This is a genomic window from Gammaproteobacteria bacterium (assembly GCA_030949385.1).
Classification (GTDB): Bacteria; Pseudomonadota; Gammaproteobacteria; order JAUZRS01; family JAUZRS01; genus JAUZRS01.
Genome location: JAUZSP010000007.1, coordinates 1 through 19,403, shown reverse-complemented (window position 1 = coordinate 19,403; position 19,403 = coordinate 1). Strand labels below are relative to the sequence as shown.

Genomic DNA, 19,403 nt, shown 5'->3' with positions numbered 1-19,403 from the left:
ATTTAATGCAGAAACAATAACGACACATTACTTAAACGCACTTTATTGCGTTTAGTAAAAATAATAGGAATTAATCGAGATGTAGACGGCTTGTGGCTTTATCACGTTTTTTTACAGCCTAAATTAGACATTAAAGAGAGTCAAAACATGGGTCAACGATATACTGAAATTCCCGATAAGCTTAAGCAGTTTATTGAACAACAAAAATTATTCTTCGTAGGTACGGCGACCGCCGATAGTAGAGTCAACGTATCCCCGAAGGGAATGGACTCGTTACGTGTTTTAAACGCAAATCGGGTATTGTGGCTAAATGTTACGGGAAGCGGAAATGAAACATCTGCTCATGTGCAGGAAAATCCTAGAATGACAATATTGTTTGCTGCATTAGAGGATAATCCAATGATCCTCCGGCTCTACGGAAACGCGAGGGTAATTCATAAGAACGATCCTGAATGGCAGGAAAATATTGTTTTATTCGAGGCGCTACCTGGCGCGCGACAAATATTTGATTTAACCGTTGATCTCGTCCAGACATCTTGTGGGATGGGCGTGCCATTGTATGAATACACAGGGCAAAGAGAGCAGTTAAATGAATGGGCAAATAAAAAGGGAGAGGCAGGAATAAAGACGTATTGGAAGGAAAAGAACGAGCAGAGTCTTGATGGTAAGAAAACCCACATTGTCGAAAAAAATGGCTAAAAACAGCTGTAGCCTATCGAAAAAAGTGGCATTTTTTGTAGTGGCATAGTCAATCTGTCTAGCCAACAAGAGGTAAAATGATGCCTCTCCCAACCCCAAGGTGACAGTATAGTGGTCAAGTAAATCTGGCCAAATATTAGGATCTAGGTTCATTTCCGAAGCGGCGCGTCACTTATTTTGATCGGCGTTACAGTCGCCTGCTGAGGTAGGGACTCGGTAAGCTGCTGACGATTCCCATTGACCCCGCCAAAAAGCGGGAAGAACAAAACAGCACAGCGGTCATGTTTTGCCGCATTGTGTACTTCTGGAACATAGAGTTTTATCTATACATGAAATAGAAAAAATTGACTATTATTAATATATCGCTTCATGCACTATGATGCCCTCAATCTGAATGATATCGCTTGATATACCTCAGCTTGATGAAACAAAAACCTAAATCCTAACGATGGAGACGACCAAATGGCTTCAACAACAATGAAAGAAGGCAAAGAACGCTATAAATCTGGCGTGATACCTTATAAGAAGATGGGCTACTGGGAGCCTGACTACGATATTAAAGAGACGGATGTGCTTGCCATGTTCCGACTGACTCCACAAGCAGGTGTGCCAGCAGACGAATGTGCCGCTGCCGTTGCGGGTGAGTCTTCTACTGCAACCTGGACTGTCGTCTGGACGGATCGTTTAACTGCTTGCGAAATGTATCGCGCTAAGGCTTATCGGGTGGATCCTGTGCCTAACACAGGCCCAGGCACTAAGACTGAGCAGCAGTATTTTGCATACATTGCATACGACATCGATCTTTTTGAAGGCAACTCAATTGCCAACCTTACCGCGTCTATCATTGGTAACGTGTTTGGTATGAAGGCCGTTAAAGCCTTGCGTCTAGAAGACATGCGCATCCCTGTTGCTTACTTGCACACATTCCAAGGCCCAGCAACGGGCGTGGTTGTTGAGCGTGAGCGTATGGATAAGTTTGGTCGTCCATTATTGGGTGCTACTACAAAACCAAAGTTAGGCCTATCTGGTCGTAACTATGGTCGTGTTGTATACGAAGCACTTAAGGGTGGTTTGGATTTCATGAAAGACGACGAGAATATTAACTCTCAGTCTTTCATGCATTGGCGTGACCGCTTCTTATATTGTATGGATGCGGTAAACAAAGCGTCCGCTGCAACAGGCGAAGTGAAAGGTCACTATATGAACGTGACTGCTGGTACCGTAGAAGAAATGATTGAGCGTGCAGAATTCGCTAAATCACTCGGTTCTATCATTATCATGATTGACTTGGTAATCGGTTACAGCTCCATTCAAACTATGGCTCTTTGGGCTCGTAAGAATGACATGATTCTGCATTTACATCGTGCAGGTAACTCGACTTACTCTCGCCAGAAAAACCACGGTATGGCTTTCCGCGTAATCTGTAAGTGGATGCGTATGGCGGGTGTGGATCACATTCACGCGGGTACAGTTGTGGGTAAACTCGAAGGTGACCCTATGATGATTCGTGGTTACTACGACACACTGCTTGATCAGCAAACTCCGGTTCAACTCGAAAAAGGCATCTTCTTCGAACAAGATTGGGCTTCACTGAACAAGTGTATGCCAGTTGCTTCAGGCGGTATTCATGCCGGTCAGATGCATCAGTTAATACATTACCTTGGCGATGACGTGGTTCTGCAATTCGGTGGCGGTACTATCGGTCATCCAGATGGTATCCAAGCTGGCGCAGTTGCCAACCGTACCGCGCTAGAAGTCATGATTCAGGCTCGTAACGAAGGTCGTGACATTTGGAATGAAGGCCCGCAGATTCTTAAAGATGCTGCAAAATGGTGTTCACCACTTAAGGCCGGTCTTGATACGTGGGGTGATATTAGCTTCAACTACGAATCCACAGACAGCCCAGACTACGTAGTTACCCCTACAACCAGCACCTAATTAGGAGAAATTATTATGATGACGAATCCTTCGAAGATAGTTACTCAAGGACAATTTTCTTTTTTACCGGCATTGTCCGATGAGGAAATTTCTAAGCAAATCAAATACGCACTGGATCAAAGCTGGTCGCTGGGTATTGAATATACCGACGATCCGCACCCACGTAATACTTACTGGGAAATGTTCGGTAACCCGATGTTTGACATGAAAGACCCGGCCGGAATTTTGATGGAAGTTAATAACGCCCGCAAAACTTTCCCTAATCACTACATTCGCGTTACTGCATTTAGTGCAGTACGTGGTGTAGAGAGTGTGACCATGTCGTATATTGTTAACCGACCTAAAGTTGAACCAGGCTTTGGTCTAACGCGTATGGAAACAGAGGGACGTACCATGCGTTACTCTATCCATTCCTACGCAACAGATAAGCCAGAAGGTGAGCGCTACTAGTCAATTAACTGATTCAATTAAGTTAATTGCTTAGTGCTTAAAATGGCGAGTGGTATCTACCACCCGCCATTTTTTAAGTTTGCTCAATTATGAAGATTGATCAAACTTAAAAAATTGAACAAACTGGAAAAATTGATATGAACGACACTGTTGATGAAAATGAACTAACTGCAGATACTACTTTGGCAGAAGATGCGCTGGTTAATCTTGCCGCAGAATTTAAAGATTCGAATGTTAAAGAAGTCCTCGACAAGCTTGATAATGAACTCATCGGTTTAACACCGGTTAAAACCCGCATCCGCGAAATCGCGGCGCTGCTACTGGTGGATCGGTTGCGTAAACAATTTTCCTTAAGCTCCGAGACCCCTACCTTACATATGAACTTTACCGGCAACCCCGGTACCGGTAAAACTACCGTAGCCATGCGTATGTCTGAAATATTACATCGCCTAGGCTATGTGCGCGAAGGTCATTTGGTTTCCGTTACTCGTGATGACCTAGTTGGCCAATACATAGGCCACACCGCACCAAAAACCAAAGAAGTGATTAAAAAAGCAATGGGCGGCTTGCTGTTTATTGACGAGGCGTATTACTTATATAAGCCTGAGAACGAACGCGACTATGGTGCAGAGTCGATTGAAATCCTACTGCAAACAATGGAAAATAATCGCGATGATTTAGTGGTGATTCTGGCAGGTTACAAAGACCGCATGGATAAATTCTTCCACAGTAACCCAGGCATGCGCTCACGCGTTGCTCATCACGTTGATTTTCCTGACTACAGCGCCGATGAATTGCTGGAAATTGCTAAGCTGATGTTGGCAGAACAAAACTATTTATTTAGCCCCGATGCCGAAAAAGCTTTTTTTAAATACATTACAATACGCATGACAATGGAACATTTTGCTAACGCACGTTCGGTGCGAAATGCTTTGGATCGTGCTCGCTTACGCCAGGCCAATCGCCTGTTTGCTGACGCCAGCAAATCACTGAGCAAAACAGATCTGATGACCCTCGAAGCCGAAGATATTTTAGCCAGTCGTGTGTTCCTCGAAGGAAAACCCGACATGGACGTTGATGAAGGCAGTGATGCGATAGAAGATAATTAATGGATATTAATGAACTTTACAGTGGTATGCGTGCAGCACTGAATACGCCAGTTGATGCTGCAACCATCGATTTGTTATCAACCGAGGCAGCCCGATATACCAGCACAGTTGGCTGGGCAGAAGGGGTTATAGACAAAGATGGGCGTATCGTTGAGGCTTTCGATAAACTCCGTGAAGCTGCAGAAGCCAGTTACCGAGAATCTCGCAGTGCTGACGTTGCCACCTTGCACGATGCGTTGGCTGCATTGATTTTGGCGATAAGCACCCATGATGAAGACATCGATCCTTCGCCAGATAATGAAGAGATCAACCACGACATCTGACTACCTGCTGTCACAATGACATGCGTCTAGCTGGGTTAATTGCCTAGGGCAATTGCACTATGAAATTACAGCTGAATGCCAAAAAGCTGTAATAAATAGTCATTGCTCCACCCCGCTTTAAGGCGTTTGTTTTTAATTCCAATTTTCGAGATTTTATCTTGTTTGAGCATGTTTAATGAAAAGTGCCTTAATCTCGCTAAATTTTCAGCCCCATTCCCTTTTCTAACTCGGCATTCATTTTCACGAAAAGCCATATCCAGAACCTAGGGCAATTGCACTATGATCATGACCAGATAGCGACATAATGACGTGTTTTAGCAACATTTGGTGCTTTTCTTGGTTTTGAGTAATTCAATAGTTAGCTTTTTGGTTTCATGAAAAACTGTCAAACACCTGAATATGCTTGTATATCAGTATATTTAGATGGGTTACACGTAGTGCAATCGCCCTGATCCAGAACCCAATGCAAACTGTTTTCTATCCCCCAATGACGGTGCGTTGCTTGACATAAATCAGCGGCACTGGTGATCTTTCCGGCCTCTCCCTCTCACATCCATCGTGGTCGGGTGAATGGCGAGCTGAGCAAGACGATTGCCACATGCTGGATCAATGCTGGGTCGCGTGAGGATTTTTTAAAGCGTCTGGCTCGCTTTTGGGGTAAAGGTGCGGGAGTTGGAAAATAATTTTTTTAATAATGCAGTTTATTAGCCAGGAGCTACGCATGAAGGCCGTTGGTTTAACCCAATATTTAGCGATCAAAAATAAAGCGAGTTTGCAAGATTTTACATTGCCAAAACCTAAAATCGGTGATCATGATTTGTTGGTAAAGGTCAATGCAATTTCAGTTAACCCTGTGGATACTAAGGTTCGCGCCTCTAAAGGTCAGGTCGAGGTGTCGCCGCGCATATTGGGTTGGGATGCGGCGGGTGAAGTAATGGAAATTGGATCACAGGTGCAGCATTATGTGGTCGGTGATCTGGTTTACTATGCGGGTGATATTACGCGCTCAGGTTCCAATTGTGAGTTTCAGTTGGTTGATGAACGTATTGTGGGTAGAAAGCCAGTCTCACTTTCATTTTCTGAAGCTGCGGCGCTACCACTCACCAGCATTACCGCTTGGGAAGCCTTGTTTGAAAGGTTGGACATTTCTCGTCACGGTGATGATGCCGCGAAGTCAATTTTGATCATTGGTGGTGCGGGAGGCGTAGGTTCCATTGCCATACAGTTGGCGAATAAATTGGCGAAATTAAACGTCATTGCAACCGCTTCCCGTCCTGAGTCGAGTGAGTGGTGTTTGCAGCATGGGGCAACCAGTGTCATCAATCACCGTGGAGCTTTAGATGAAGAATTGGCTAAAATAGATCATCCACAGGTGGATTATATACTCTGTTTAAACAATACGGATCAACACTGGTTGTCGATGACAAAGGCCATTAAACCTCAAGGGAGAATGTGTTCCATTGTCGATACTTCAGCGGTCGATCTTTCATTGTTAAAAAGCAAAAGCGCGACCTTCGTCTGGGAGTTTATGTTTACTCGGGCTATGTACCAAACGAATGATATGATAGAGCAGCAACGATTATTAAACTGTGTTTCTGATCTGATTAACGAAGGTGTACTGGTTACCACTGCCAACGTATTTATGCGTCCTATTAATGCTGAGAATTTACGTAAAGCCCACCAAATTATTGAGCAAGGGAACTCGATTGGTAAGCTGGTGTTGAGCGATTGGGTTTAAATTATGGTCAAATTTGAGTTAAGAGCCTTTGAATAATTTAGGCTACGACGGGGCTGAAATACAGGTTTAATCCACTGACCATATGGCATTCCCTTTGAGCCGTAGTACAGAAAATCATAATTCGCTCTTGCCGCGCTTTCGGGTAGAATAGGCCACCTTTTTTATAACCGTCAGTGATCAAGAGGACTACTCCCCGTGCTTGAACAATACAGAAAACACGTTGAAGAACGCGCCAATGAAGGCCTGCCTCCCTTAGTTTTAAGTGCCGCCCAAGTGGCCGATTTGGTGCTGTTGTTAAAAACCCCAGCGGAGGGCGAAGGTGAGTTCCTGCTTGATCTGCTGACCGAACGAGTGCCACCGGGCGTGGATCAAGCCGCTTATGTTAAAGCGGCCTTTTTGTCGGCGCTGGCCAAAGGTGAAACGAGTTCACCGATGATTGACCCGCAGCACGCAACAAAACTGCTGGCCACCATGCTCGGTGGTTACAACATTCAACCCCTGATTGAACTGCTGGATCGGGATGAGACCGCAGCGGTGGCGGCTGAAGGGTTATCTAAAACCTTGCTGGTCTACGATGCCTTTCACGATGTGGAGGCGAAAGCCAAAACGAACCGCTACGCGCAACAGGTGATGGAGTCGTGGGCAGAGGGCGAATGGTTTACCAATAAAACCCCACTGGCCGAGTCGATTACGGTAACGGTCTTTAAGGTCGAGGGTGAAACCAACACCGACGACCTTTCTCCAGCCACGGAAGCGTGGAGCCGCCCAGACATTCCCCTGCACGCCAAAGCAATACTGGTCAGCAAAATGCCCGACGGCCTGAAAACCCTCGAAGAGCTGAAGAAAAAAGGCCATCCCTTGGCCTATGTGGGCGATGTGGTCGGCACCGGTTCATCGCGCAAGTCGGCTATCAACTCCGTGTTGTGGCACATGGGTGACGAAATCCCCTTTGTGCCAAACAAACGCCAAGGCGGGGTGGTGATCGGCGGTAAAATCGCACCGATCTTTTTCAACACCGCTGAAGATTCCGGTGCGTTGCCCATTGAGTGTGATGTGACTCAGATGCAGATGGGCGATGTGATCACCATCCGCCCTTATCAAGGCACGGTGGAGAACGAAGCAGGTGAGGTGATTGCCCGTTTTGATCTGAGACCGGTGACGATGGCCGATGAAGTGCGTGCCGGTGGGCGTATCCCGTTGATCATTGGCCGTGGTTTGACCGAAAAAGCCCGTGAATCATTGGGCAAAGCAGCCACCGACCTCTTTATCCGCCCCGCAGAAGCGGCAGCGAGTGATGTGGGTTTTACTCAAGCTCAGAAGATCGTCGGTCGTGCGTGCGGTGTGGCGGGGGTGCGTCCTGGCAGCTACTGCGAGCCGAAAATGACCACGGTCGGTTCGCAAGACACCACCGGAGCCATGACCCGTGATGAGCTGAAAGAGTTGGCTTGTTTGGGTTTTTCTGCCGATCTGGTGATGCAGAGTTTCTGCCACACCGCCGCTTACCCTAAACCCATCGACATCACCTTGCAGCACGAATTGCCGGACTTTATGCACACCCGCAGTGGGGTGTCGCTGCGTCCAGGCGATGGGGTGATTCACTCGTGGTTGAACCGCATGGTGCTGCCCGACACCGTGGGTACGGGCGGTGATTCTCATACCCGTTTCCCTATTGGCATTTCATTCCCTGCCGGTTCCGGTCTGGTGGCCTTTGGTGCCGCGCTGGGGATGATGCCGCTGGACATGCCCGAATCCATTTTGGTGCGTTTCAAAGGCGAGATGCAGCCGGGGATCACCTTGCGTGATCTGGTTAACGCCATCCCTTATGTAGCGATCCAGAAGGGCCTACTGACGGTGGAAAAAGCAGGTAAGAAAAACTGCTTTAACGGCCGTATTATCGAAATCGAAGGGCTGCCCGATCTGAAAGTCGAACAGGCTTTTGAGCTTTCCGATGCCTCGGCGGAACGTTCGGCCAATGCGTGTACGGTGCGTTTGGGCAAAGAGCCGATTACCGAGTACCTCAATTCCAATGTGACTTTGTTGAAGTGGATGATCGGCAACGGTTACGGCGATGCGCGCACCTTGGAGCGCCGTGTGGCGGCGATGCAGGCTTGGCTAGAGAACCCCGAGCTGATTGAACCCGATGCCGATGCGCAGTACGCGGAGATCATTGAGATTGATCTAAATCAGATCAAAGAGCCGATTGTGGCTTGCCCGAACGACCCTGATGATGTGAAGTTGCTCTCTGAGGTGGCGGGTGTTGAGATTGATGAGGTCTTTATTGGTTCGTGCATGACCAACATCGGTCACTACCGAGCGGCAGGCAAGGTGCTGGAAGCGGCGGGTGAGACCATTCCTGGACGGCTCTGGATTGCGCCGCCCACCAAAATGGACGAACGCCAACTGACCGAAGAGGGTTATTACAGCATCTTTGGCAAAGCGGGGGCGCGCATCGAGATGCCCGGTTGCTCTCTCTGCATGGGCAATCAGGCGCGGGTCAAGGATGGTGCGACGGTGGTCTCTACCTCAACGCGCAACTTCCCCAACCGCTTGGGTAACGGTGCGATGGTTTATCTGTCGTCGGCGGAACTGGCGGCGGTGGCCTCGTTGTTGGGTCGTATTCCTACGGTGGCGGAGTACATGCAGCACATGCAGAGCATTACCCCAATGGCCGATGACATTTATCGTTATCTGAATTTTGATCAGATTGCGGAATATCAAGAGGTGGCGGATAAGGTGATTCCGGTGGCGATTGCCTAAGACGATCGTTTTTCTGGGGTATTGATGTAGGGCGAACTTCGGTTCGCCCTTTTTTGTGGGTGTTTTTTTAGAGGGTTCATTCTTGACTCTTATTTGGACTAGGCCTATGCTTTTGGCATATACAAATGGGAGTTGATTATGTCGATGCTGACCACAAAAGAGCGCCACGTCCGTCTGTTTCGCAACGGTCGAAATCAGGCCATTCGTATTCCGCGTGAATTTGAGTTGAAAGGCAGAGAGGTTATTATTCGTAAAGTGGGTAATAAGCTGATTATTGAGGAGAGCCAGCAGATGAATCTGGTTGAATTGTTGGACAGCTTTGAGCCAATGAATGAAAGCCTAGACGAGATGAAAAATGATCTGTTACCGCTGGATGACATTGAGTTATGAAGCACAGAGGCTATCTGTTGGACACTAATATTCTCTCTGCGATGCTAAAAAATCCGCAAGGGAGTGTTGCTGAAAAGATTCGACAGGTGGGGCATCAGTGTATTTTCACCAGCATTATTGTTGCTTCCGAATTGCAGTTTGGTATTCGAAAAAAAGCGTCAGCCTCTTTAACAGAGAGAGTAGAAAGGGTATTGGAATCCATCAATATAATTGATTTTAAATCTCCCGCAGATCGTCACTACGGAGAAATTCGTTCTCTATTGCAACAAGCGGGAACGCCCATCGGGCCAAATGATCTTCTTATCGCGGCTCACGCCTTGGCGGAGAATTTAATCATGGTGACCGATAACAGCAATGAATTTCAGCGTGTGCCTCGCTTAAAAGTGGAAAACTGGTTGCTGTAACGGGGCGAACACACGGTTCATCTCTACAGGTTCAACAACTCACTGATGCGAATGGCGGTGTGCAGCGCCCGTTTACCCTCTTCGCCACTGACAATGGGGCGGCTGCCGTTGCGAATGGCTTTAATAAAAGCCGTTGTCTCGGCCATAATGGCATCGCTGTTTTCAAAGTGGGTCTCTTGTTTGATGATCTGAGGAACGCCCGCTGCGTTTTCGCTGTCGCCCTTTTTATAGGTATTGAGGGTTTTGTTCTGGAAATCGACACTGATGCAGGCATCGTGCTGGAAAAAGCGCATTTTGCGTTCGGTTTTGACACTGACGCGGCTGGCGGTGACGTTGGCCACGCAGCCGTTTTCAAACACCAAACGCACATTGGCGATGTCGGTGTCGTTGGAGAGCACCGAGGTGCCGCTGGCAGCGATCTCTTTCACCTCTGAGTTAACGATGCTGAGAATGATGTCGATGTCGTGAATCATTAAATCTAAAATGACATTGACATCAGATCCACGGGGAGTGAAGGGAGCCAGTCGATGAGATTCGATGAACATCGGTTTGAGCAGTTGTTTTTCAATGCCGAGCAGGGCAGGGTTAAAGCGTTCCAAATGACCCACTTGCAGGACTAAATTGTTTTTCTTGGCAATATCGACCAGCTCTTGCGCCTCTGCAACGGTGACTGTGATCGGTTTTTCGACCAACACATGGCTGCCCGCCTGCAAAAAATCTTTCGCGACTTGGTAGTGGGAGGCTGTGGGAGAGGCGATACTGACCAGATCCACTTGGCCGAGCAGCGACTGGTAGTCGCTTAAGGCGTGGGTGTTGAGGCGGGTGGCGATCTCTTGGGCGCGCTTTGCATCGGCATCCACCACCGCTTTGAGATCAATGCCTTTGATGTTGTGGTGTTTTTCGGCGTGATATTGACCCAAATAACCGACGCCAATGACGGCGCTGCTGAGATTTTTCATAGTGTTGTTCTGCGACTGACCAAGGAGGTTGGCGAGTATTCCACAGATCTGACTGTTTTGGCTAGTGTATCGCAGCCAGTGCGTCTTTTAAATCCCGAGCAGAATCGTAGCGCAGCAGGGCTTTTTTAGCCAACAGACGGTTTAAAATGGGCTGAAAGTGCTTGAGCGGTTTGGGTAAAATTGGCAGTGGCGAGAGGCGGTGCTGGGCGATCACGGCGGCAATGCGGTCGCTGCGATAGGGCAGCTCGCCAGTGAGCATTTCATAAAAAACAATGCCGAGGCTGTAGAGGTCGGTTGCGGGGCTGAGCGGTTCGCTCAGCGCTTGCTCAGGGCTCATGTAGTGCGGTGTGCCAAGCACTTCGCCGTGCAGAGTGAGATCGCTGTGAGAGATCATCTGTTTGGCCGCGCCAAAGTCGATCAAGACTGGCGTGTCGGCATCACGAAACATGATGTTGGTGGGTTTGATGTCACGGTGCAATACGCCGTGTTCGTGCATGTGGCTTAGGGCTTGGCTGAGTTGGCGGATGATACTGAGGGTTTCATGGGGCTGGATTTTGCGCCTCAACATTTTTTCTCGTAGAGAACCGTTGCGCAGATGTTCCATAACGATAAAGACCGTGTTGTCGCTGATGCCTTGGCTGTGCAGCTGGACAATATTGCGGTGCTCCAGTTTGGAGATCATTTCGTACTCTTGCACAAAACGTCCCAGAACTTGAGTATCAGAGGTGTTGCTGGGCAGCAGTTTGAGCACCACTTTGGGGCCGTCTTTGAACGATTCGGCTAGGTAAGTAAGCGCCTGCCCGCCTGCACCGAGACGGTAGAGAGGTCGATAACCTTGCACCAACATGTGGTGACCAAATTCGGCACTGGCAGTGACATCGGGGGTATTGGCGCTCTGAGGTTGCAGCTCCAATTGATGCGACAGCGCTTCGGCAATGCTGTTAAGGAAATCCTGTTTACTGAAATTTTGTTTGACGATGTAGTCAAATGCACCGTTGCGAATCGCTTTGACCGCCAGCAGTTCGTCGCCGTGAGCGGTCATTAAAATAATGCTGCTTTTGCATTTTAATTGGCGCAATTCGCTCAGAATATCAAGTCCGTTGCGTTCTCCTGGGGTGTAATCGAGCAGGTAATCAAGCAGGATAATATTGTAGCGTGCATGCAATACTTCATGCATAGCCATATTGCTGTTGAGGCCCTCGCGCTCTTCAATTACGGCGTTGGGGTATTGTTTTTTCAAATAATGATGCAGCAGGCGACGAAAATCGGCACTGTCATCAATAATTAAAATTGAGGGCGGTTTTTCCGGTTCCGCTTTTAGGGTTTGTAATGAAAGCATGATCTACTCGTAAAAGACTTCGGTTAGGGTGAGTAGACTTTCCAGTCGCTCAATGAGTTGGTTTTCTTTGCTCGGATTTTCTTGCTGCGCTGCTTGTTCTAGTTTTTGCCCCAGCTGCGCCATACCGGCAAAACCGTAACTGCCTGCGGTGCCTTTAAGGTTGTGACCAATGCGAGCAATGGCATGGTGATTATGGTCATTGAGTGCTTGGCGTAAATAAAGGGTGTCTTTATGACGATTCTCTAAGAAGAGCGGAATCAGCTCTTTAAGATCCAGATCAATGGTGACATGGTGTTGGTTGTCGTTCACGGTTTTTGGCTCGCCTGTGAAAGTGAAATGGTAATAAGGTCGATCAATCTTTGACGTTGTACGGGTTTGGTCAGCAGTTCATCACAGCCTGTGGAGAGGCAGTGTTGTCGTGAGTTGTGATCGGCGGTTAAGGCGATAATGGTACTCGCTGTTCGTTGTTGTTCAGCCTCCCAGAGACGGATCTGTTGAGTGGCTTCTAGGCCGTCCATAATAGGCATTCTCATATCCATGATAATAATTTGATAAGGTTGTTGTTGATGCATTTCGACGGCTTGTTTGCCGTTGTGGGCAAAGTCCAATAAACAATCACTTCCGCGTAAGTAAAATTTAAGCAACAGGTGCATCTCTTCCATATCATCAACGATCAACAGGCGTGGTTTTGACGGTTGGGCTTGGTTTTTTGCTACGGGTTCTGTTGTGCTGCCTTTTAAGGGTAGTTCAGCCCAAAAACGTACAGGTTCATTCATTTCACTTTCCATGTGCAATCTTCCGCCCATCTTCCTTAAGAGCCGCTGACAGGTGTACAGGTCTGGCATTGATCTGCTCTGCGCTCGGGTTGCGTTATTTTGTTTAACGTTGATGGAGAAAAAAAAGGGCGTCTGTTGGTACTGACCGCCAAACTCCAACTCGATGCTGCCGTTTTCTGTCTGCTGGATGGCATTATCTAATAGGTTTTCTAAAATTAATCTGAGACGTTGGTGGTCGCCGCAAAAAAGATCTTGTCGATTTTCAAAATGGTTTTTGAGAAAGAAGCCGAGGTGTTTGTTTTTACAGCGCAGTTGGTAAGGTTCTTCAATTTTTTTGCAGAGGATATTAAGAGAGAAGGGTTCGTCGTGTTGTTGCTGCATTTCCGGTGCCTGCTTGTTCTGCTCCCTGGCGTGCAGTGCTTCATTGATCAACCTCAGCAGTTTTTCACCTTCTTGTTGAATGTCGGTAAGCAATTTTTGTTCTTCTTGATTCTGTTTTTTGGCCAGTAAAATGTCACTGAAACCGAGTAAGTTAGTCAGTGGGGTTTTAAATTCGTGACTGATGGCAGAGAGGAAGCTCTGTTTGACGCTCTCATTCTTATGGTCGGTGCAGAGCTGACATTCGGAAAAAATGGAGTGTTGGGTTTGGGATTCAGTGGGCATCCGTTCGTGGCCTGTGACGATGAGTGAAAATCAGGTCTACATCATCCAATACGCCGTCTTATTAATATCCGACGAAATTAGTGTGGTGTTGAGGTTTGGGTCTTGAGGTGACGCACGATGTCTGCGCGTGCTTGTTGCAGAATCGATTCTTGATTGAGGTTGTTCAAGATGGTTTTCACCACCTGTTTTGGCCCTGACTCTCCCCAAGATTTTCCTTGAGCGAAGTACTGCTCTGCCGCTTGACCAACAACAAAGGTGCTGTAGTAGGCCACCGCGCCTTGGGCGCTGGCGGTGATCAGAGTGGAGAGACCGGCGCTGCCCGCCTTGAGGGCGGAGGAGATCAAGTTGACTCCCCAGACCGTAGCGATCAACAGCGCCATCTGTCCGCCGATGGTTTTGATCAGTTGACCGGCTTCGTCTCGTTTGATCTGCATACCGTAGATGCGCGACAGATGCACCACCATCGTTGCATCGACTGCGGAGGCGGCGACGATGTCAGCAATGGGGATCGGATTGAGGGCGACGGCCACCCCTTTGGTGACAGAGTAAGAACGCACCACTTTTTCGGCGACGTTGTGTTTGGCGGCGATGATGCGCGCCGCCACTTGGTCGCTCAATTTACCGGCAAACAAGCTGGCGTTGAGTGCCGAGAGGGTATGGCCTTCGCGTTCCAACAGCTGCCAGAGGTGATCGCGCAGTTGTGTCACATCGGCTTTTGGGGTTTTGTAGAGCTCTTCTTCATTACCCTCCTCATCTACGTGAATGTAGAGCCGTTCGCTGGGCAGCGCCGAGGCGGTCAGAATGTGATTGTTGGGCAGTAGGCCGTCGCTGCGCTGTTGCAGGTGTTCGAGGATCAGGGTGCGTTCTTTTTTTTGTGTAACGGTCGATCTTATTGAAGATCAATAACATCGGGCGATTTTCTTTGGCCAGCGTGCGCAGCGCGGTTAATTCGCTTTCAGTCAGGTCGCCGTCCACCACGAACAGCACCAGATCGCTGCGTCCAGCCACTTCGTGTGCCAGTCGTTCACGGTCTTCGCCGGAGATTTCATTGATGCCAGGCGTGTCGATAAGAAACACGCCGTCGCTCTGAAACTGTTGCCAACTGGCAAAATTGGCTTGTGTGGTTTCGCCATGCAGGGCGCTGACCCCAAAGCGTTTTTCGCCTAAGAGGGCGTTGAGCAGTGCGCTTTTGCCGACACTGACGCGGCCAAAGACGGCGATGTGCAGGTGGCCGTGCTCCATTTTGTCCAGCATCTGCTCGACCTGCTGGTAGTCGCTCGCCAGTGATTCACGAATGGCGCTGGGAATGCGGTTGTCGTGCAGCAGAGTGCGTAGGCTCTCTTGCGCCAGCTCCAGAGGTTGCGGGCTGTTATCGCCTTCTGATGAGGTTTTTTCGCTGCTTTTTGAGCTCCTCAAAGACCATTTGGGCATGTTTTCGCGCATGATGTTCCAGATCTTCACGCAGGTTCTCCTCGAACAGATGGATGGCGTGTTGGGGTTCCAGCTTGCCAAAAGTGTGCAGTGTTTGAGCTACGGATTTGCCGAGGCTTTCAAAAATCATCCCGTAAGCGACGGCGTGCAGCAGGCTGCCGGTGAGGGTGCCGATGCCGGGAAAGGATTTAAACACATTTCCGGCAATGGCGAGCATCATCGGCAAGGTTTTTCCCACATGTTTGCTGGCAATGTTGATAAAACGGCGAATGTCGATCTCTTGAATGGGGATGTCGTAGAGCTTGCCCAAGTTCTGCACCAGTTGAATGCCAAGATAACCTTGGATTAACAGATCCGTACCTGGGGTGACCGCCGCCATTGCACCGATGATCGCTTTGCGAGTGTGGCTTTTGACGATGGTTTTGCTCTCTTGCAGGCGGTGGTCACTGAGGGCGTTTTCCAGTTTCTGTTTGCCGAGCAGCAAAAAACCATTGTCGCGGGATTGGTGCAGTTGGCAGAGCTGTTCGCGGGTGCTCTCCAGATAGTGAGTGAGGGCTTTGACTTGCGGTGGGCGGGTACGGGTGACGCGCTCCTCTTCGCCGTTGGGCAGAACGCGAATCACCTCTTGTTGGCCGCCGCTCTGTACCGGAATCACGGGGATGTGGTGTTCTGTTTTTAGGTGTGAACGCAACCGTGTTTGGATCTGATCGAGTTCTTCTTGACTGTAGCGGTCGATTTTATTCAGCACCAGAGCCAGTGGTTTTTGCCACTCAATGAGGGTTTCCAGTTCGTGGTACTGATCACGAGTCAGGTCGCCATCACAGAGGTAGAGTACCAAATGGGCGCGTTTGGCTTCGTCTTGGGAGAGCGGGCTGCATTGGCCGTCGGGTTCAAACAGACCGGGCATGTCGGTTAAAATCAGCGCTTGCTGCTGTTCTGAAGTCCAGTGGTAATGTTGAATGGTTTGAGTGGTGCCGCTGCGTGGGTCGGTCTCTACCTCGGCTCCTGGTAGCAGGGCGTTGATCAATGCACTTTTGCCCATACTGACGGAACCAAACAGCACCACGTGGATCTCTTTGGCGGTTTGGCGTTGTTGCAGTTCTGCCAGCTCTTTTTGTGCTTCTACCACCTCAATGCCTTGTTCGGCGGCCTGTTGCAGCTCTGCGTGGAGCTGTTCTTGTGAGGGTGGTAGTTGTGGTTTTGAGCTGACTTTTGGGCGTTTTTTCGGTCGTAATACGATCAAGATGAGGCGGACAAAAAAGCCCGAAAGCAGAAACAGGCCACCGGCGTAGAGGGCGATAAACCAGCCAGACTGTTCCGCTAACAGCGCCCAGACGGTGAAGAGACTCTCTGTGAGCAGCAACACCATAAACAGGGCGATGGCAAAGGCGATAAAGATCAACAGGCTGGTGAGCAGTTTCAGAGTTGCTTTGGGGGGTGAACCGAGTAGTTTCATAACGGAGTGTGTAAGTGAGCTGTGATGGCGGGGATTTTAACAGGTTTTTTAGACAAAATTCGGTAGAGGCAAGGCGTGCCTTGCCTCTACTCTGGCCAGTCGATAATAAACTCTTGATAAAAGTCTTCTTCGATAAACTCCTCTGAGACCGCCCATCCTCGGGTGGAGATGCCTGCTTGATGCACGCTGTCGGCATTGCCGGAGATCAGTGGGTGCCAGGGCAGCAGCTCTTTGCCTTCGGCTAAGCGGCGATAGGCGCAGGTGGGGGGCAGCCATTCGAATTGGTCTGGTTTGTGTGGGCTGATCTGGGCGCACTCAGAGACCAGTTGCAGCCGTTTGCTGTAGTTTTTACAGCGGCAACTGTCGATGTCCAGTAACCGACAGGCGACGCTGGTGTAGTGCAGCTCGCCTGTCTCTTCGTCTTCGAGCTTCACCAGACAGCAACGCCCACAACCGTCACAGAGCGATTCCCACTCGTCGTGGGAGAGATCGAAGAGGCTTTTTTGTTGCCAGAAGGGTGGGGTGTTGTCGGTCATAATCAAGCTCTCTTGTTACGGCTTTAACCGTTAAAATATTCTCGTGTGCCGCGTTCCTGAATCGCCCCTGCAATGCGCTCTACGCCGTGCAGGTAGGCAGCGATTCTCAGGGTAGTTTCTTCTTTTTTCGCTCGTTTGAAAATATGCCCCGCTTCACGGCGCATGAATTTAGCCAATCGTTCATTGACTTCCTCTTCCTCCCAGTAGAGACCGGAGCGATTTTGTACCCACTCAAAATAACTGACGGTCACGCCACCGGCATTGGCCAACACATCGGGCAGCACGGTAATGTCGTGTTGATTTAGAATCGCATCTGCTTGCGAGGTGATCGGTCCGTTGGCGATTTCCAGAATGGTTTTGGCCTGAATACGGTCGGCGTTGTCGATGGTGATGACGTTTTCCAGTGCCGCCAAGACCAAGACATCCACTTTCATGGTGACTAATTCTTCATTACTGAGGGTTTCAAAGTCACCGGTTTCGCAAACGGAGGTATCGCAGTAGATCGCCTTCAGCTCTTGATATTGGCGTTTGTGTTCCATAACGCTGTCGGGGTGCAGGCCGCGTTCGGTGTAAATAGCCCCCTTGGAATCGGAGATGGCGACTATTTTATAGCCGTGCTGAAAGGCCAATCGGGCAAAATGGTAACCGGCATTACCAAAGCCTTGAATGGCGACGGTGGTCTTTTTGGGGTTGATGCCTTGGCGTTCTGCCCACTGGTCGAGAATGTGCAGCGCGCCACGACCGGTGGCGGATTCACGCCCCAAAGAGCCATTGAGGTGAACCGGTTTGCCGGTGATGACCGCAGGCAGTTGTTCGCGGCAGATGGTGGAATATTCGTCCGCCATCCAGCCCATAATGGTGCTGTTGGTGTAGACGTCGGGAGCGGGGATGTCCCGTTTTGGGCCGATAATGTCGGCGATGGCGCGAACATAACCCCGCGAGAGGCGCTCCACTTCCAGACGAGAAAGGTTTTTTGGATTGACCACCACACCGCCTTTGGCACCGCCAAAGGGCAGACCCATAATGGCGCATTTGATCGTCATCCAAAAACTGAGGGAAGTGATCTCATCCAGAGTGACATCAGGGTGAAAACGGATGCCGCCTTTGGTCGGGCCACGGGTGTCGTCAAACTGCACGCGATGACCGGTAAAGACTTTCAGACTGCCATCGTCCATTCGTACCGGAATGCTGACGGTCAGAGAGCGTTTTGGGTGAGCGAGGCGTTCACGCACATCGTCGGGTAGATCAATGCGGCTAAAGACTTCGGTGAGGCGGGATTGAGCGTCGTCAAAAATCGAATCCATGGGTCTGGTTCCTTGTTCGGAATGGGGTCTCTAAAAGGATAGGAGAAGATGTTCTCCTAGACTGTGTGGTTGATCCCTTTCTGCACTTAGAGTTGCTTTTTTTGCGTCAATTTTCAGATTAAAGGCGATTACCAATGCAGGGAGGCGTTCAATTGGTAGCCGCCGCCTATAACGGGCAGGACGTTAAGAGCAATTTTGCCCAGTTTGGGAGTGACAAATCGGCGGTTGACGAGCAGCGCCAGAGCAGCCCCAGCAAGGACATCTTCGACATAATGTTTGTTGGCATCGACCCGGCTCCAAGCCACAAAGGTGGCGGCGGCGTAAGCGGGTGCGCCCCACTGCCAGCCGTAGCGGGTCTGGATAAAGCTGGCTCCGGCAAAAGCCGCTGAGCTGTGACCGGAGGGGAAGGAGTAGTCGCCTCCGTTGGGGCGCTCTTTGTTGACAACGACTTTGACGATGCTGGTGATGGCAGCGGTGGTGAAGGCCGATTTGAGCAATTGGGTGCGCCCTGCTGAGTCGTCGTTGGCGTAGGTCATGGCTAAACCGGTCAAGGGTAGGGCGAGCATGATTAGATCACCGGCTCGTTCGGTATCGGAGGTGCCGCTGGAGATGATGGCGGCACTGACCGTCTGGCTGGTTAATAAGAGCAGGCAAAATGGCAATAAAAATCGAGACAGACGCGGCTGAAAAAGAGACATGGGTTTGGGTTCCGAGTGAATGCGGGAAACAGAGCGTGTTTTATCCGACAAGCTTTACGATGAGCGTAAACAGACCTGTAGTCGCTAGGGTTGAATCCAAGTTATTATAATGACTTTTTCCATTGAGTGGTCTTATGAGTACGTTGCGCCTGATTCTACCTGGATTATTAGACTCCTTAAACGATTACGGTGTGGATGAGGGGTTTTTGCCACAGTTGCCGCAACTGCGGCGTTTTTTAGCCCGTGCGCAGAGCTGTGAAGATTCGGCTGACTCGTTTTCGCAGGCGTTGTTGCACGCTTTGCCCCTCTCTATTGAATCCCGTTCAAATTCCAGCGCCGCGCTCTCGTATTTAGCCGACAGCGGCGTTGCGCCTGAGGGGGTCTGTTTTCGTCTCGACCCGGTGCATCTGAAAGTGGATCGAGATCATGCGCG

The 19,403-nt window shown here is 49.6% G+C and carries 20 protein-coding genes and 1 pseudogene; 10 read left to right on the top strand and 11 right to left on the bottom strand.

The genetic code is table 11. From position 1 onward, the window contains the following. The first annotated feature begins 147 nt into the window (after positions 1-147). From Q9O24_09500 to Q9O24_09480, 5 genes are all read left to right on the top strand, one after another. The gene (locus Q9O24_09500) at positions 148-699 is read left to right on the top strand and encodes a pyridoxamine 5'-phosphate oxidase family protein (protein ID MDQ7075365.1); all 552 of its coding nucleotides are present in this window, start codon (positions 148-150) and stop codon (positions 697-699) included. A gap of 462 nt (positions 700-1,161) precedes the next feature. Then, positions 1,162-2,637 carry a ribulose-bisphosphate carboxylase large subunit gene (locus Q9O24_09495; protein MDQ7075364.1) on the top strand — a complete coding sequence of 492 codons (1,476 nt, stop codon included), beginning with the start codon at positions 1,162-1,164 and terminating at the stop codon, positions 2,635-2,637. Positions 2,638-2,652: 15 nt separating this feature from the next. Beyond that, positions 2,653-3,087 carry a ribulose bisphosphate carboxylase small subunit gene (locus Q9O24_09490; GenBank protein MDQ7075363.1) on the top strand — a complete coding sequence of 145 codons (435 nt, stop codon included), beginning with the start codon at positions 2,653-2,655 and terminating at the stop codon, positions 3,085-3,087. A gap of 137 nt (positions 3,088-3,224) precedes the next feature. Beyond that, positions 3,225-4,196, top strand: a complete 972-nt coding sequence (gene cbbX / locus Q9O24_09485; protein ID MDQ7075362.1) for a CbbX protein — start codon at positions 3,225-3,227, stop codon at positions 4,194-4,196. Beyond that, positions 4,196-4,519 (top strand): hypothetical protein, encoded by a 324-nt coding sequence (locus Q9O24_09480; protein ID MDQ7075361.1) that lies wholly within the window; start codon positions 4,196-4,198, stop codon positions 4,517-4,519. Before cbbX ends, Q9O24_09480 begins: the two co-directional genes overlap by 1 nt. Positions 4,520-4,584: 65 nt before the next feature. Here Q9O24_09480 and Q9O24_09475 read toward each other — a convergent pair. Then, positions 4,585-4,794, bottom strand: a pseudogene (locus tag Q9O24_09475) (ISAs1 family transposase). 446 nt (positions 4,795-5,240) lie between these two features. Between Q9O24_09475 and Q9O24_09470 the strand changes: the two are divergent. The 4 genes from Q9O24_09470 (at position 5,241) to Q9O24_09455 (ending at position 9,808) form a co-directional block, all read left to right on the top strand. Next, positions 5,241-6,257 carry a zinc-binding alcohol dehydrogenase family protein gene (locus Q9O24_09470; GenBank protein ID MDQ7075360.1) on the top strand — a complete coding sequence of 339 codons (1,017 nt, stop codon included), beginning with the start codon at positions 5,241-5,243 and terminating at the stop codon, positions 6,255-6,257. 195 nt (positions 6,258-6,452) lie between these two features. Beyond that, positions 6,453-9,014, top strand: a complete 2,562-nt coding sequence (gene acnB, locus Q9O24_09465) for a bifunctional aconitate hydratase 2/2-methylisocitrate dehydratase (GenBank protein ID MDQ7075359.1) — start codon at positions 6,453-6,455, stop codon at positions 9,012-9,014. Positions 9,015-9,158: 144 nt separating this feature from the next. Further along, entirely contained in the window at positions 9,159-9,404 is a 246-nt protein-coding gene (locus Q9O24_09460; protein MDQ7075358.1) for an AbrB/MazE/SpoVT family DNA-binding domain-containing protein, read from the top strand. Further along, positions 9,401-9,808 (top strand): type II toxin-antitoxin system VapC family toxin, encoded by a 408-nt coding sequence (locus tag Q9O24_09455; protein MDQ7075357.1) that lies wholly within the window; start codon positions 9,401-9,403, stop codon positions 9,806-9,808. Before Q9O24_09460 ends, Q9O24_09455 begins: the two co-directional genes overlap by 4 nt. A gap of 23 nt (positions 9,809-9,831) precedes the next feature. Here the strand turns inward: Q9O24_09455 and Q9O24_09450 are convergent, their stop codons facing one another. From Q9O24_09450 to Q9O24_09405, 10 genes are all read right to left on the bottom strand, one after another. Beyond that, complete coding sequence (locus Q9O24_09450; GenBank protein ID MDQ7075356.1) at positions 9,832-10,767, bottom strand: Gfo/Idh/MocA family oxidoreductase; 936 nt, start codon at positions 10,765-10,767, stop codon at positions 9,832-9,834. Positions 10,768-10,828: 61 nt separating this feature from the next. Then, entirely contained in the window at positions 10,829-12,106 is a 1,278-nt protein-coding gene (locus tag Q9O24_09445; GenBank protein MDQ7075355.1) for a protein kinase, read from the bottom strand. Positions 12,107-12,109: 3 nt separating this feature from the next. Next, positions 12,110-12,415 (bottom strand): Hpt domain-containing protein, encoded by a 306-nt coding sequence (locus Q9O24_09440; protein MDQ7075354.1) that lies wholly within the window; start codon positions 12,413-12,415, stop codon positions 12,110-12,112. Beyond that, the gene (locus Q9O24_09435; protein ID MDQ7075353.1) at positions 12,412-13,545 is read right to left on the bottom strand and encodes a response regulator; all 1,134 of its coding nucleotides are present in this window, start codon (positions 13,543-13,545) and stop codon (positions 12,412-12,414) included. Before Q9O24_09435 ends, Q9O24_09440 begins: the two co-directional genes overlap by 4 nt. A 77-nt stretch (positions 13,546-13,622) precedes the next feature. Next, positions 13,623-14,252, bottom strand: a complete 630-nt coding sequence (locus Q9O24_09430) for a YcjF family protein (protein ID MDQ7075352.1) — start codon at positions 14,250-14,252, stop codon at positions 13,623-13,625. A gap of 43 nt (positions 14,253-14,295) precedes the next feature. After that, the gene (locus Q9O24_09425) at positions 14,296-15,006 is read right to left on the bottom strand and encodes an Era-like GTP-binding protein (GenBank protein MDQ7075351.1); all 711 of its coding nucleotides are present in this window, start codon (positions 15,004-15,006) and stop codon (positions 14,296-14,298) included. Continuing rightward, a complete protein-coding gene (locus Q9O24_09420) occupies positions 14,915-16,432 on the bottom strand; it encodes a GTPase (GenBank protein MDQ7075350.1) in 1,518 nt (505 codons plus the stop codon). The genes Q9O24_09425 and Q9O24_09420 overlap by 92 nt, the downstream gene beginning before the upstream one ends. An 86-nt stretch (positions 16,433-16,518) precedes the next feature. Further along, positions 16,519-16,968, bottom strand: a complete 450-nt coding sequence (locus Q9O24_09415; GenBank protein ID MDQ7075349.1) for a YcgN family cysteine cluster protein — start codon at positions 16,966-16,968, stop codon at positions 16,519-16,521. Between the two features lie 23 nt (positions 16,969-16,991). Continuing rightward, a complete protein-coding gene (locus Q9O24_09410) occupies positions 16,992-18,272 on the bottom strand; it encodes a Glu/Leu/Phe/Val dehydrogenase (GenBank protein ID MDQ7075348.1) in 1,281 nt (426 codons plus the stop codon). A gap of 128 nt (positions 18,273-18,400) precedes the next feature. Then, positions 18,401-18,970 carry a phosphatase PAP2 family protein gene (locus Q9O24_09405; GenBank protein MDQ7075347.1) on the bottom strand — a complete coding sequence of 190 codons (570 nt, stop codon included), beginning with the start codon at positions 18,968-18,970 and terminating at the stop codon, positions 18,401-18,403. A 134-nt stretch (positions 18,971-19,104) separates the two neighbouring features. Here Q9O24_09405 and Q9O24_09400 point away from each other — a divergent pair. After that, positions 19,105-19,403: hypothetical protein (locus Q9O24_09400; GenBank protein MDQ7075346.1), on the top strand; the 299-nt coding region annotated here is incomplete at its 3' end.

Excerpts from the sequence above, each read along its gene's own strand:
- Q9O24_09500 (MDQ7075365.1), top strand. The coding sequence starts at position 148 with ATGGGTCAACGATATACTGAAATTCCCGATAAGCTTAAGCAGTTTATT.
- Q9O24_09495 (MDQ7075364.1), top strand. The coding sequence starts at position 1,162 with ATGGCTTCAACAACAATGAAAGAAGGCAAAGAACGCTATAAATCTGGC.
- Q9O24_09490 (MDQ7075363.1), top strand. The coding sequence starts at position 2,653 with ATGATGACGAATCCTTCGAAGATAGTTACTCAAGGACAATTTTCTTTT.
- cbbX (MDQ7075362.1), top strand. The coding sequence starts at position 3,225 with ATGAACGACACTGTTGATGAAAATGAACTAACTGCAGATACTACTTTG.
- Q9O24_09480 (MDQ7075361.1), top strand. The coding sequence starts at position 4,196 with ATGGATATTAATGAACTTTACAGTGGTATGCGTGCAGCACTGAATACG.
- Q9O24_09470 (MDQ7075360.1), top strand. The coding sequence starts at position 5,241 with ATGAAGGCCGTTGGTTTAACCCAATATTTAGCGATCAAAAATAAAGCG.
- Q9O24_09460 (MDQ7075358.1), top strand. The coding sequence starts at position 9,159 with ATGCTGACCACAAAAGAGCGCCACGTCCGTCTGTTTCGCAACGGTCGA.
- Q9O24_09455 (MDQ7075357.1), top strand. The coding sequence starts at position 9,401 with ATGAAGCACAGAGGCTATCTGTTGGACACTAATATTCTCTCTGCGATG.
- Q9O24_09450 (MDQ7075356.1), bottom strand. The coding sequence starts at position 10,767 with ATGAAAAATCTCAGCAGCGCCGTCATTGGCGTCGGTTATTTGGGTCAA.
- Q9O24_09445 (MDQ7075355.1), bottom strand. The coding sequence starts at position 12,106 with ATGCTTTCATTACAAACCCTAAAAGCGGAACCGGAAAAACCGCCCTCA.
- Q9O24_09435 (MDQ7075353.1), bottom strand. The coding sequence starts at position 13,545 with ATGCCCACTGAATCCCAAACCCAACACTCCATTTTTTCCGAATGTCAG.
- Q9O24_09420 (MDQ7075350.1), bottom strand. The coding sequence starts at position 16,432 with ATGAAACTACTCGGTTCACCCCCCAAAGCAACTCTGAAACTGCTCACC.
- Q9O24_09415 (MDQ7075349.1), bottom strand. The coding sequence starts at position 16,968 with ATGACCGACAACACCCCACCCTTCTGGCAACAAAAAAGCCTCTTCGAT.
- Q9O24_09410 (MDQ7075348.1), bottom strand. The coding sequence starts at position 18,272 with ATGGATTCGATTTTTGACGACGCTCAATCCCGCCTCACCGAAGTCTTT.
- Q9O24_09405 (MDQ7075347.1), bottom strand. The coding sequence starts at position 18,970 with ATGTCTCTTTTTCAGCCGCGTCTGTCTCGATTTTTATTGCCATTTTGC.